The 13493-nt window shown below is 70.5% G+C and carries 8 protein-coding genes; 7 read left to right on the top strand and 1 reads right to left on the bottom strand.

The window, feature by feature from the left end; all coding sequences use genetic code 11:
- On the bottom strand, nucleotides 1–1452 hold the full coding sequence (locus tag AB0A63_RS23815) for an MFS transporter (RefSeq protein WP_360395233.1): 1452 nt from the start codon (nucleotides 1450–1452) through the stop codon (nucleotides 1–3).
- Between the two features lie 343 nt (nucleotides 1453–1795).
- On the opposite strand from AB0A63_RS23815, the gene AB0A63_RS23810 reads away from it, so the two are divergent.
- The 7 genes from AB0A63_RS23810 (at nucleotide 1796) to AB0A63_RS23780 (ending at nucleotide 13492) form a co-directional block, all read left to right on the top strand.
- A complete protein-coding gene (locus tag AB0A63_RS23810) occupies nucleotides 1796–1978 on the top strand; it encodes a hypothetical protein (protein WP_360395230.1) in 183 nt (60 codons plus the stop codon).
- Complete coding sequence (locus AB0A63_RS23805) at nucleotides 1978–2421, top strand: hypothetical protein (protein WP_360395227.1); 444 nt, start codon at nucleotides 1978–1980, stop codon at nucleotides 2419–2421. The genes AB0A63_RS23810 and AB0A63_RS23805 overlap by 1 nt, the downstream gene beginning before the upstream one ends.
- Before the next feature lie 21 nt (nucleotides 2422–2442).
- Nucleotides 2443–3402: an ABC transporter ATP-binding protein gene (locus tag AB0A63_RS23800; protein WP_360395224.1), complete on the top strand. Its 960-nt coding sequence runs from the start codon at nucleotides 2443–2445 to the stop codon at nucleotides 3400–3402.
- Nucleotides 3402–4274, top strand: coding sequence for a hypothetical protein (locus tag AB0A63_RS23795; RefSeq protein ID WP_360395221.1), 873 nt, complete (start codon nucleotides 3402–3404; stop codon nucleotides 4272–4274). Before AB0A63_RS23800 ends, AB0A63_RS23795 begins: the two co-directional genes overlap by 1 nt.
- A 46-nt stretch (nucleotides 4275–4320) precedes the next feature.
- Nucleotides 4321–8019, top strand: coding sequence for an ABC transporter ATP-binding protein (locus AB0A63_RS23790; RefSeq protein ID WP_360395218.1), 3699 nt, complete (start codon nucleotides 4321–4323; stop codon nucleotides 8017–8019).
- A 618-nt stretch (nucleotides 8020–8637) separates the two neighbouring features.
- Complete coding sequence (locus tag AB0A63_RS23785) at nucleotides 8638–9462, top strand: hypothetical protein (protein WP_360395215.1); 825 nt, start codon at nucleotides 8638–8640, stop codon at nucleotides 9460–9462.
- Between the two features lie 301 nt (nucleotides 9463–9763).
- Nucleotides 9764–13492 carry a multifunctional oxoglutarate decarboxylase/oxoglutarate dehydrogenase thiamine pyrophosphate-binding subunit/dihydrolipoyllysine-residue succinyltransferase subunit gene (locus tag AB0A63_RS23780; protein WP_360395212.1) on the top strand — a complete coding sequence of 1243 codons (3729 nt, stop codon included), beginning with the start codon at nucleotides 9764–9766 and terminating at the stop codon, nucleotides 13490–13492.
- Nucleotide 13493 lies beyond the last annotated feature (1 nt).

Below are 13493 nucleotides of genomic sequence, written 5' to 3'. Positions count from 1 at the left end.
CTAGGCACGCCGCAGCAGCACGCTCGCCACAACACCTCCCAGGAACACGGACACGGCGCCGGCCACCAGGCTGACGCTCATGCCCGACGAGAACGCCTCGCGCACCACGGTCAGGTCCGCGCCGCTGTGCAGCGCCTCCGACAGCGACCGTCCCGGCACTCCGTCGGGCAGCGCGGCGACGAACCGCGCGGACAGCAGCGCGCCGAGGATCGCGATGCCGAACGACGAGCCCAGCTCGGTCAGCGTGGACGACAGGCCGGAGGCGATGCCGGCGCGTTCCGGCGGGATCGCGCCCATCAGCGCGTTGACGGCAACCGGTTGGGCCACACCGACACCGACGCCGATCAGCACCAGCCCGGCCAGCGTCGGCGGGTAGGTGGTGCCGATCGAGAGCAGCACCACGCCGCCCGCGACGACCGTCATGCCGAGCAGCATCGCCTTGGCGGCACCCAGTTTCAGCACGAGCTGACCGAGGGTGTTGCTGGTGACGAGCAACGCGATCGCCATCGGCGCGACGCGCAGGCCCGCCTCCAGCGGGCTGTAGCCGAGCACGCCCTGGAGGTGTTGCGTCAGCAGGAAGAGCGAGCCGGCCATGCCGAACGCCGCCAGCACGCCCGACGCCACGGCACCGGTGAACCGGCGGTCGGCGAAGAACCCGAGGTCGAGCATCGGGTCGGTGGTGCGCCGCTCCCACCACGCAAACACGGCCATCGCGACCAGCCCCAGCGCGAGCGGCACGCCGAACTGCGGCGAGCCGAACCCGTTCTCCGGCACCGAGATCACCGCGTACACCAGCGAGACCATGCCGATGATCGACAGGACCGAGCCGAGCACGTCCGGCCTGCGCACGGCCGGGTCCTTCGACTCCGGCACCAGGAACGCCACCGCCGCGATCGCGAGCAGCGCCACCGGCACGTTGATCAGGAACACCGAGCCCCACCAGAAGTGCTTGATCAGCGCGCCGCCGATCACCGGACCGGCCGCGAAGCCGAGGCTGGTGACCGCTGCCCAGATGCCGATGGCCTTCGGGCGTTCCTCCTCGTCGAACAGCTGCATCAGCACGGCCAGCGTGCCGGGCATCAGCAACGCCGCCCCGACGCCCATGAACCCCCGCGCCGCGATCAGCGCCTCGGACGAGCCCGCGCAGGCCGCCACGGCACTGCCCGCGCCGAACAGCGCCAGCCCTCCCAGCAACGCCCGCTTGCGGCCGAACCGGTCGCTCAGCGAGCCGGTCGTGAGCAGCAGGCCCGCCAGCGCCAGCGAGTAGGCGTTGATCATCCACTGGATGTCGGCGGTGCTCGCGCCCAGACCGGTGGAGATGGACGGGATCGCCACGTTCAGCACGGTGTTGTCCAGCACCACGACCATCACGGACAGGCAGAGCACGCCGAGCACGGCCCAGCGCTGCGGATGTGGCTGCACGCCGACGGTTTCTGTCGTGGTCGCACTCATGAAAACCTCCCCCTTACGGTGTACGAGCAACTTACAGCGTACGAGACCGCAGGGCGCAAGGGGGTTTTTCTGAACAAGAGGGAAGAAGTGGGAAAAATAAAGGGCGGCCGCGCTCAACCAGCCTGGGGGTCACTGGGAGCGGGGCCGCCGGGACCAAATATAGCGGCTCTTCGGCGGTGGCGCCCAGCACCCCCGCCGAAACGCGACCCAAAAGTTGCCTCGACCAGACCACCGCCCGTGTCCCGCTCATCCGGCAAACGAGTGAAATCCCCCGCTGCCGGTGCGCCGAGCAGGGCCGACGGCCGATGAAGCAGGAGTCGGGTGTCCCTCGAAGGGAGATTCCATGGCTGAACCACAGGGCTGGATCCACTGCCACGACCCGTTCGGTCGAGACAGGTCGATGACCGTTCTGGTGGAGAACGACCGGGTTCTGCTGGTCGCACCGCCGGGCGAGGCCGCTGTGATGTCCGCCACCCAGACGCGCCGGCTCGGCTCCCTGCTCGACCAGGCCTCGGCGAAGATGTGATGGACGAGGTCCTGCGCGACGCGGTGCTACACCGGTTGGCGCTGCTGGAGGAGGTGGCCGAGCAGGGCGCGGCCGAGGCGCTGGTCCCGTTGGCCCGCACCGAGATCCACCGCCTGGCGGACGGCTGGCGGTTGCTGCTCACACTGCACCAGCCCGACGAGGACGGCCGGTGCCGGACGTGCCCGAGCCGGCTGCGGTGGAGGCGGCGCTGGCCGTGCCAGGTCTGGAACACGGCACACCGGCACCTGATCGGAGAGGGGCTGCCGCACCGGGAACGCCGCGGGCCGCTGCGCAACCCGTTCACCCGATCCGGTGCGATCGCCGAAGTGCCCCCGCGGACCCCCGCCGAGCCCACGCCCGAGCTGCCGATCTTGACCGACGCACCGCAGGTGGTGCACCGCGCGCCGGTCGTGTCGCGGCCAAAGCACGCGTTGCCCGACTGACCATCAGGCAGGATGGGCCGCATGCATGACGGCAGCGGCCTCATCGCGGTGCAGAACCTGACCAAGCAGTTCGGTTCGGTCGCCGCGGTGCAGAACCTGAGCTTCACCGTGTCACCCGGCAGCGTGACGGGCTTCCTCGGCCCGAACGGCGCGGGGAAGACGACGACCCTGCGCATGTTGCTGGGACTGGTGAAGCCGACCAGTGGCATCGCGACGATCAACGGCAGGCCGTTCCACCAGCTCGGCCAGCCCGGCCGCGTGGTGGGCGCGGTGCTGGAGGCGCAGGGCTTCCACCCGGCGCGCACGGCCCGCAACCACCTGCGCGTGTACGCGGCGGCGATCGGCGTGCCGGACGCGCAGGCCGACCAGGTCCTCGGACTCGTCGGCCTCGCGTCCGCGGCGGACCGCAACGTCGGCGGGTTCTCGCTGGGCATGAAGCAGCGGCTGGCGCTGGCCACCGCGCTGCTCGGCGACCCGCAGGTGCTCGTGCTCGACGAACCCGCGAACGGCCTGGACCCCGAGGGCATCGCGTGGCTGCGGACGTTCCTGCAGTCCTACGCGCGCATGGGGCGCACGGTGCTGATCTCCAGCCACCTGCTGGCGGAGGTCGAGCAGACCGTCGACCAGGTGGTGATCATCTCGCGCGGGCAGACGATGTTCTACGGCCCGCTGGACCAGCTGCGGCAGTCGCAGCGCAAGCGCGTCCTCGTGCAGCCGTCGGACGTCAACTCGCTGGCGACCGCCCTGCGCACGGCCGGCGTGCACGTCGAGCAGCTGCCGGACGGGCGGCTCGCGGTGTCCGGTGTGGACGCCAAGTACGTGGCGGACACGGCGTTGCAGGCGAACGTGTCGATCTACGGCATCCAGGAGGAGCAGGTCGACCTCGAACAGCTGTTCTTCCAGCTCACCAGTGGCCAGTACGCCGGGTACGCGCCGGCGCCGTACCAGCAGCAGCAACAGCAACAGGGTGGTTGGGCCTGATGGGCAACCTCGTACAGGCGGAGCTCCGCAAGACGACCACGACCGGGCTGTGGTGGGGGCTGCTGATCCCGACCGCCGTGCTGGCGCTGGGCTGGGGGCTCGCGACCGGTCTGCTCGGGCAGTTCTTCGTCGACCTCGCGTCGTCGTCGGACGTGGACGAGGTGTCGGACTTCCTCGGCGTGACGCCGGACCAGTGGAAGATCTCGCTCTTCGGCATCGCGCGGGCGATCAACGTGTCGACGATCTTCCCGTTGATCTTCGGGGCGCTGGCGGTGTCCGGTGAGATCCAGCGGCGGACGATCACCACGACGTTCCTGACCGCGCCGTCGCGGATGCAGGCGATGCTGGCCAAGATGCTGGTCTACATCTTGTGGGGCGCGATCTACGGCCTCGCGATCATGGCCTTCATCGCGCTGGGCGTGGTGCTCACCTCGAACTCCGGACAGCTGCCGGACGCGGGTGGCTGGGCGATGCTCACGCTGGTCTGCGTGCTGTCGTCGATCCTGATGACGATGTTCGGCGTCGGCGTCGGGGCGTTGATCCCGAACGTCGCGGGCTCGGTCGTGATCCTGATCCTGTACTTCCTGGTGATCGAGAACGTGCTGCACTTCGTGCTCGCCTACCTCGAGGTGCCGTCGGTGATCGGGTTCCTGCCGAACGGGTCGATCAACGGGTTGACCGGGTCGGTCGCGGTCGACCTCTTCCTGTCCACGGCCGGTGTCGTGCCGCCGGAGATCGAGGACGTGCTGCGCGCCATCGCGGGTGCGTCCGGCGCGCTCGACTGGTGGTGGTCGGGACTGGTGTTCGTGGCGTGGGCCGGCGTGGTCTTCGCGGGCGGCTGGGCGGCGACCCAGTCCAAGGACATCACCTGACCTGCGGTTATCACGATTGTCAGACCCGGTCCGTAGCCTCATCCGTGTGAAACAGGGCTGGGTCCGCCGACTGGTGGCGGCGTGTTGGCAGCACCCGCGGCTGGTGGTGCTGTCAGTGGTCGCCGCCGTCCTCGGCGTGGGTCTGCAGGCGGCCGGGCCGTTGCTGCTCAAGGTCGCGGTCGACGACTCGACGGCGGGGCGCACGGACCGGTTGGTGATGCTGGTCGTCGCCCTGGTCGTGCTGGAGGTGCTGACGTTCGCGTCGGCCTTCGTGCGGCGCTACGTCGGCGGACGGCTGGCGCTCGACGTGCAGCACGACCTGCGGCGGTCGGTGTTCTCCTCGGTGCAGCGGCTGGACGGCGCGAAGCAGGACGAGCTGCGCACCGGGCAGATCGTGTCCCGGTCGATCACCGACCTGCAGCTGGTGCAGTCGCTGCTGATGATGGTGCCGCTGGCGGTGGGCACCGTCGTGTTCGCGCTGGCCGCGCTCGCCGCGATGCTCTACCTGTCGGTGCCGCTCACGATCGTCGCGCTGGTCGTGCTGCCGCTGGTGGCGTGGCTGGCGGGGCGGACCCGGCTCACGCTGTTCCCGGCCACCTGGTCGGCCCAGCAGCGCGCAGCCGACCTCGCGCAGCACGTCGAGGAGACCGTCACCGGCGTGCGCGTCGTGAAGGGCTTCGGCCAGGAGGCGCGCGAGGTCGCCCGGCTGGAGAAGCACGCGCGGTGGCTGTTCGCCGAGCGGATGCGGGCCGCGAAGCTGTCGTCGCGGCCACTGGCGACCGTCACGGCGCTGCCGCTGCTGGGGCAGGTCGGCGTGCTCGGGCTGGGCGGCTGGCTCGCGTTGCACGGGCAGGTCACGCTGGGCACGTTCCTGGCGTTCTCGGCGTACGTGGCGAACCTGGTCGGACCGACCAGGCTGCTGTCGAGCCTGGTGGTGTCCGCGCAGCTCGCGCGGGCCGGCGTGGAGCGGGTCTACGAGCTGATCGACTCGCAGCCGGACGTCACCGACGGGCCCGACGAGGTGCCGCCGGGTCCGCTCGGGGTGTCGTTCTCGGGCGTCACGTTCGGCTACACGCGCAGTGAGCCGGTGCTGACGGACTTCTCGATCTCGGTGGAGCCGGGCGAGACGCTGGCGCTGGTCGGCACCGCCGGGTCGGGCAAGTCGACGGTGTCCCTGCTGCTGCCCCGGTTCTACGACGTGCACTCGGGTGCGGTCGCGGTGGGCGGCGCGGACGTGCGGACGTTGCGGCTGGAGTCGTTGCGCGGCGCGGTGGGCGTGGTGTTCGAGGAGGCCTTCCTGTTCTCCTCCAGCGTGTTCTCGAACATCGCCTACGGCAGCCCCGACGCCTCGCGCGAGGAGGTCGAGCGGGCGGCGAAGGCCGCGGAGGCGCACGACTTCATCCAGGCGCTGCCGGACGGGTACGACACGGTGGTCGGCGAACGCGGGCTGACGTTGTCCGGCGGTCAGCGCCAGCGGGTGGCGCTGGCGCGGGCGCTGCTGTCGGACCCGCGGATCCTGGTGCTGGACGACGCGACGTCGGCGGTGGACAACGCGACCGAGGCCGCGATCCACGCGACGCTGGCGTCGGTCACGGCCTCCCGCACGACGTTGCTGGTGGCGCACCGCCGTTCCACGCTCTCGCTGGCCGACCGGATCGCCGTGCTGGACGCGGGCCGGGTGGTCGACGTGGGCACGCACGAGGAGCTGACCGAGCGGTGCGCGCTGTACCGCGACCTGCTGGCCGGTCCCGGTGAGGCGATCGAGTCGGCGGCCCCGGCACCCACCGGTGACCTGTGGCCGGAGGTGTCGCAGGAGGAGCTCGACCAGCGCCTCGTCGAGGACGCCCGGCCGGCCGGTGGCTCCGGTGCCGCCGCGCTGTCCGGTCGCCGCGGTGGTGGCGGGGGCGCCGCGTCCGCGCTGGCCGGTGGTCCGCCGACGCCGGAGCTGCTGGCGCAGGTGCGCGCGTTGCCGCCCGCGACCGAGGAACCGGTGCTGACCGAGGACCCGACCACACCCGACCCCGGCTTCCGGCTGGCCCGCCTGGTGCGGCCGGTGCGGTGGGCGTTGTTCGGCGTGGGCGCGCTGGTGGTGCTGGACGCGCTGGTCGGCATGGGTCTGCCCGCGCTGGTCCGGCTCGGCGTGGACGGCGGTGTGGTGGGCGGCGAGACGTCGTCGCTGTGGCTCGCGGTCGCACTGGGCGTGGGGCTCGTGGTGGCCGGCTGGCTGACGACGGCCGGCAGCACCGTGCTCGCCGCCCGGCTCGGCGAGCGGCTGCTGTACCTGCTGCGCGTCCGCAGCTACGCCCACCTGCAGCGGCTCGGGCTCGACTACTACGAGCGCGAGATGGCCGGCCGGATCATGACCAGGATGACGACGGACGTGGACGCCCTGTCGACGTTCCTGCAGACCGGCCTGGTCACCGCCGTGATCAGCCTGCTGACCGTCGTCGGCGTGACCGTCGCCCTGGTGGTGACCGACCCGTCGCTGGCCCTGATCGCGCTGGCCGTGCTGCCGCTGCTGGTGGTCGCGACGATCGTCTTCCAGCGCCTGTCCTCGGCGGCCTACGCGGAGGCCCGCGAACGCGTGAGCGCCGTCAACGCCGACCTGCAGGAGAACGTCTCCGGCCTGCGCGTCGCCCAGGCCTACACCCGCGAACGCCGTTCCGCGGAGGCCTTCGCCGAACGCAGCGACGCCTACCGCCGCACCCGCCTGCGCGCGCAGCGGTACATCGCGACGTACTTCCCGTTCGTCGCCATGCTGTCCGGCGTGGCCCAGGCCATCGCCCTCGCCGCCGGCGCCCACCGCGTCGCCACCGGCAGCCTCAGCCCCGGCGTGCTGCTGGCGTTCCTGCTGTACCTCGGCATGTTCTTCAGCCCGTTGCAGCAGCTGTCCGGTGTCTTCGACGGCTACCAGCAGGCCCGCGTGGGCCTGCGCCGCATCGGCGACCTGCTGCGCACCCCGACCACCGTCTCCCCACCGGCGACCCCGGTGCCGGTCCCGGCACACCTGCGCGGCGAGGTGGAGCTGCGCGGCGTCTCCTTCGCCTACCCCGGCACCGACCAGCCGGCCCTCGCCGACGTCTCCCTGCACGTCCGCCCCGGCGAGACCGTGGCACTGGTCGGCGAGACCGGCGCCGGCAAGTCGACCCTCGTCAAGCTGGTGGCCCGCTTCTACGACGCCACCGCGGGCACCGTCCTGGTCGATGGCGTCGACATCCGCACCTACGACCTCCAGGCCTACCGCCAACGCCTCGGCGTCGTCCCGCAGGAAGCCCACCTGTTCGGCGGCGACGTGGCGGAGAACGTGGCCTACGGCCGCCCGACCGCCACCCACGACGAGATCGAGCAGGCCGTGACCTCGGTCGGCGCCCTGCCGATGGTCGCCACCCTCCCCTCGGGCTTCCACCAGCCCGTCGGCGAACGCGGCAACCGCCTGTCCGCCGGCCAACGCCAACTGGTCGCCCTCGCCCGCGCCGAGCTCGTGCACCCCGACCTCCTGCTCCTGGACGAGGCAACCGCAGCCCTCGACCCGGCCACCGAGTCCGCGGTCCTCGCGGCCAGCGACCACCTGGCCGGCTCCCGCACGACCTTCGTGGTCGCCCACCGCCTGGCCACCGCGGCCCGCGCGGACCGCATCGTGGTGCTGGAAGCAGGCCGTGTCGCCGAAGTCGGCACACACGACACCCTCCTGGCCGCCAACGGCGCCTACGTCCGCCTCTGGCGCCACGGCACCTCAACCCCCTGACCCTCGCCCCTGCTCCCGCCGCCCGCCGCTTGGGGCGGCCAACGCGTACACGCTGCCGCTCGCCCGCGAGGTCGGCCTCGCAGGCACTCGCCCGCGCCTTCGCACGGCGGTAGGCGGGCGCGTGCCGTTTGCGGGCGACACCGGGTTGAGCCGGACACGCTGCCGGTCACCTCGGGAGGGGTGGTCGCGCAAGGCGCTCGCTTGCGCCTTCGCACCGCGAATGGGCACGTCGCCCGCCGTCTTGGCGCCAGGCACGTTCTCTGCCACGTCGGCACAGCGGTCGGCCACGTCGCCCGCTGTGCCGGCACGCGGGCTGGGCACGTCACCCGCCACATCGGCACGCGGGCCAGACGCGTCACCCGCCACATCGGCACGGGGGCCAGACGCGTCACCCGCCACGTCGGCATGCGGGCCAGGCACGTCGCCCACCACATCGGCACCCAGGTCGAACAGCCACGGACCGTGCGTTCGGGGCCCATCGCCGCTCCGCGGCAATCTCCGCCCCGGCCGCCACCCGCCCCACAACACCAACCCCACCCGTGGCGCCCCCCACGAAACCCTCGTGATCGGCCCCGTCCTCACGTACAAAGCGAACACCCCCACCCCCAGGAGCTCGCCGTGCCCGGTCGCCTCAAGGTCCTCTACGTCACCGACCTCTCCTACCCCGCCCGCGGCCGCCGGTTCTGCGACGAGGACATCCACCTGACGTCCCGCCTGCGCGAGCACTTCGACATCGCGCTGTGCAACCCCCGGGACGCCGCCGCGTTCATCCGCGGCGGTGGCGGGTTCGACGTCGTGGTCGTGCGCAACAGCGGGCCGGTGATCGACTACCCGGAGGCGTACCGGGAGTTCAGGGAGGCGGCACTGGCGAGTGGCATCACCGTCTACAACCCGCTCACCGGCAAGGGCGACATGGCGGGCAAGCAGTACCTGGTCGACCTGACCGCGCTGGGGTTCCCGGTCATTCCCACGGTGGAGCGGGTCGCGGACGTCGGGCGGTTGCCGGAGGCGGAGCTGTACGTCGTGAAGCCGAAAGCGGGAGCGGATTCTCACGGGCTGGAAATCGTCCCGCGCGAGAAAATCCGGGACGAGAGCGACATGCTGATCCAACCGAAGGTCGACTTCAAATACGAGGTGTCGTTCTATTACGTCGACCGCGAGTTCCAGTACGCGTTGAACGCACCCGATCCCGCGCGGCGCTGGGAGCTGGTCGAGTACCGGCCGACCGGTGCGGACCTCGCGTTCGCGGAGAGGTTCGTCGAGTGGAACGGGCTGGAGCACGGCATTCAGCGGGTCGACGCGTGCCGGACGCGGGACGGGGAGCTGTTGCTGGTCGAGCTGGAGGACCTCAACCCGTACCTGTCGCTGGACCGGGTACCTGAGCGGACGAGGGACCGGTTCGTCGAGGCCGTGGTCAAGTCGATCACCGGTTCGGCCGGCTGACCGGAAGAGCGGGATCATTCCTCTGAGCGAAGTCGTCGTACCCGTCGTGATCTGATCACTGCGTTCGGTGTCCGTCCCCGGTCCGGGAGCGCGGTGGAAAAGCACGATGGGATGCTTCACAGCGAGTTTCACCTCAAGGGATGCTCAACTGCGGGTGACGTGAAGGCCGTCCTGATCGATCCTGTGACAGAGCACTCCTTGCCAGGTGCCTCCAGCGTGTGAAGGGCCACGCTGAGGGGACTAACCTGACTACCGCATGAGTCACCACCAAGAGCGAGATGGATAGAGGCGAGCGCCAGCCGTGTCCAGCAGCAGTCCTGCGTCACAGTTCGGGCCGAACGAGTGGCTCGTCGAGGAGATGTACGAGCAGTTCCTCGCGGACCCGTCATCCGTAGACCCGGCATGGCATGACTTCTTTGCCGACTACAAGCGATCGGGCGGGAACGGGAACGCCGCCTCGGCGAGCGCGGGTGGCACGACGACCACCACGACCGTGACGCCACCTGCCGCTGACACCGGCAAAGCCCAGGCCGCACCCAAGGCAGAGGTCAAGGCCGCGCCGCAGCCCGCGGCCGCGAAGCCGGCGGCCGCCAAGCCCGCCGCCGCGAAGCCCGCCGCCGCCAAGCCCGCGGCTGCCAAGCCGGCGCCGCAGCAGGCCGCGAAGGCCGCCCCGGTCACGCCGAGCGCGCAGCCCGAGCAGAAGCAGCTGCGCGGTGCCGCCGCCGCCATCGCGAAGAACATGGAGCTGTCGCTCACCGTTCCGACCGCGACCAGCGTGCGTGCCGTGCCCGCCAAGCTGCTGGCCGACAACCGCATCGTCATCAACAACCACCTGAAGCGGACGCGTGGCGGGAAGGTCTCCTTCACCCACGTCATCGGCTACGCGGTCGTGCGGGCGCTGCAGGCGTTCCCGAACATGAACCGCCACTACGCCGAGGTGGACGGCAAGCCGTTCGTCGTCACGCCGGAGCACGTGAACTTCGGCCTGGCGATCGACCTGCCCGGCAAGGACGGGCAGCGCACGCTGGTCGTCGCCTCGGTCAAGGGCTGCGAGAACATGACGTTCACGCAGTTCTGGCAGGCCTACGAGGACCTGATCCGCAAGGCCCGCGGTGGGTCGCTCACGTCGGAGGACTTCTCCGGCACCACGATCTCGCTGACCAACCCCGGCACGATCGGCACGAACCACTCGGTGCCGCGGCTGACCGCGGGTCAGGGCACGATCGTCGGCGTCGGCGCGATGGAGTACCCCGCGCACTTCCAGGGCACCAGCGAGCAGGCGCTCACCGACATGGGCGTCAGCAAGATCATCACGCTGACCAGCACCTACGACCACCGCATCATCCAGGGTGCGGAGTCCGGTGAGTTCCTCAAGCGGATCCACCAGCTGCTGCTCGGCGAGGACGGCTTCTACGACGACATCTTCGCGTCGCTGCGGCTGCCGTACGAGCCCATCCGCTGGGTCGCCGACATCCCCGAGGGCGCCGTCGACAAGACCGCCCGCGTGATCGAGCTGATCGACGCGTTCCGCACCCGCGGCCACCTGATGGCCGACACGGACCCGTTGAACTACCGCCAGCGCAGCCACCAGGACCTCGACGTCCTGAGCCACGGCCTGACGCTGTGGGACCTCGACCGGGAGTTCCCGGTCGGCGGGTTCGCCGGTCAGGAGCGGATGAAGCTCCGCGACATCCTCGGTGTGCTGCGCAACTCGTACTGCCGCACGGTCGGCGTCGAGTACATGCACATCCTGGAGCCGGAGGAGCGGCAGTGGATCCAGGAGCGCGTCGAGGTCCCGCACGAGAAGCCCCCGGCCACCGTGCAGAAGTACATCCTCAGCAAGCTCAACGCGGCTGAGGCGTTCGAGACGTTCCTGCAGACCAAGTACGTCGGGCAGAAGCGCTTCTCGCTGGAGGGCGGCGAGACCGTCATCCCGCTGCTCGACGCGGTGCTGGACAAGGCAGCCGAGCACGAGCTCGACGAGGTCGTCATCGCGATGCCGCACCGCGGCCGCCTGAACGTCCTCGCGAACATCGTCGGCAAGCCGATCTCGCAGATCTTCCGCGAGTTCGAGGGCAACCTCGACCCCGGTCAGGCGCACGGCTCCGGCGACGTGAAGTACCACCTCGGTGCCGAGGGCAAGTACTTCCGGATGTTCGGCGACGGCGAGACCAAGGTGTCGCTGACGGCGAACCCGTCGCACCTCGAAGCGGTCGACCCGGTGCTCGAAGGCATCGTGCGCGCCAAGCAGGACCTCATCGGCATCGGCGGCGACACCTTCCCGGTGCTGCCGGTCGCCATGCACGGTGACGCGGCGTTCGCCGGTCAGGGCGTCGTGGCCGAGACGCTGAACCTGGCCCTGGTGCGCGGTTACCGCACCGGCGGCACGGTCCACATCGTCGTGAACAACCAGGTCGGCTTCACCACCGCGCCGGAGCACTCGCGGTCGTCGAAGTACTCGACCGACGTCGCGAAGATGATCGGCTCGCCGATCTTCCACGTGAACGGTGACGACCCCGAGGCCTGCTACTGGGTCGCGAAGCTCGCTGTCGACTACCGCCAGCGGTTCCGCAAGGACGTCGTGATCGACATGGTCTGCTACCGCCGCCGCGGTCACAACGAGGGCGACGACCCCTCGATGACCCAGCCGGCGATGTACGACGTGATCGACCAGAAGCGCTCGGTGCGCAAGACCTACACCGAGTCCCTGATCGGCCGCGGCGACATCACGGTCGAGGAGGCCGAGAAGGCGCTGCAGGACTTCTCCAGCCAGCTGGAGCACGTCTTCAACGAGGTCCGCGAGCTCGAGAAGCACCCGATCGTCGCGAGCCCGTCGGTCGAGTCCGAGCAGCAGGTCCCGGCGAAGCTGCCCACGGGCATCACCCGTGAGGTGCTGGAGCACATCGCCGACGCGCACGTGAACCTCCCGGAGGGCTTCACGCCGCACGCCCGCGTCAAGCCGGTGCTCGACCGCCGCGCCAAGATGGCGCGCGAGGGCGGCATCGACTGGGCGTTCGCGGAGCTGCTCGCGTTCGGCTCGCTCGCCCTGGAGGGCCGCAAGGTCCGCCTGGCGGGCCAAGACTCGCGCCGCGGCACGTTCGTGCAGCGCCACGCGACCCTGATCGACCGCAAGACCGGCGAGGAGTACACGCCGCTGCAGAACCTGTCGCCGGACCAGGGCAAGTTCATGGTCTACGACTCGGTGCTGTCGGAGTTCGCGGCGGTCGGCTTCGAGTACGGCTACTCGGTGGCGAACCCGCAGGCGCTGGTGCTGTGGGAGGCGCAGTTCGGCGACTTCGTCAACGGCGCGCAGCCGATCATCGACGAGTTCATCTCGTCCGGTGAGGCCAAGTGGGGTCAGCGTTCCGACGTCGTGATCCTGCTGCCGCACGGCCACGAGGGCCAGGGCCCCGACCACACGTCGGGCCGCATCGAGCGCTGGCTGCAGCTGTGCGCCGAGGGCTCCATGACCGTCGCGGTGCCGTCGACGCCGGCGAACTACTTCCACCTGCTGCGCCGCCACGCCCTCGACGGCGTCGACCGGCCGCTGATCGTCTTCACGCCGAAGTCGATGCTGCGCCTCAAGGCGGCCGTCAGCGGCACGGACGAGTTCATCAACGACCGCTTCCAGTCGGTGATGGACGACCCGACCGTCAAGGACCGCAACGCGGTCACGAAGGTCCTGCTGTGCAGCGGCAAGATCTCCTACGAGCTCCACTCGGAGCGGGAGAAGCGCGCGGCGAGCGACGTGGCGATCGTGCGCGTCGAGCAGCTCTACCCGGTCCCGGCCCGCAAGCTGACCGAGACCCTGGAGAGCTACCCGAACGCGAAGGACATCCGCTGGGTGCAGGAGGAGCCGGCGAACCAGGGTGCGTGGCCGTTCTACGGTCTCGCCCTGCCGGAGCTGCTGCCCGCGCACCTGTCCGGTGTGAAGCGGGTGTCGCGCCGCCCGATGGCCGCGCCGTCGGCCGGTTCGAGCAAGGTGCACGAGGTCGAGCAGCGCGAGATCATCAACCGCGCGTTCGAGTAAA

The sequence above is a fragment of the Lentzea sp. NPDC042327 genome (genome assembly GCF_040647275.1).
In the GTDB taxonomy this organism is placed as follows: Bacteria; Actinomycetota; Actinomycetes; order Mycobacteriales; family Pseudonocardiaceae; genus Lentzea.
The sequence above is the reverse complement of the archived record's forward strand: the minus strand, read 5'-3'. Positions and strand labels throughout refer to the sequence as shown.

What these genes read in the sequence shown, in the direction of transcription:
- AB0A63_RS23815 (WP_360395233.1), bottom strand. Translation starts at nt 1,452, where the DNA reads ATGAGTGCGACCACGACAGAAACCGTCGGCGTGCAGCCACATCCGCAG.
- AB0A63_RS23810 (WP_360395230.1), top strand. Translation starts at nt 1,796, where the DNA reads ATGGCTGAACCACAGGGCTGGATCCACTGCCACGACCCGTTCGGTCGA.
- AB0A63_RS23805 (WP_360395227.1), top strand. Translation starts at nt 1,978, where the DNA reads ATGGACGAGGTCCTGCGCGACGCGGTGCTACACCGGTTGGCGCTGCTG.
- AB0A63_RS23800 (WP_360395224.1), top strand. Translation starts at nt 2,443, where the DNA reads ATGCATGACGGCAGCGGCCTCATCGCGGTGCAGAACCTGACCAAGCAG.
- AB0A63_RS23795 (WP_360395221.1), top strand. Translation starts at nt 3,402, where the DNA reads ATGGGCAACCTCGTACAGGCGGAGCTCCGCAAGACGACCACGACCGGG.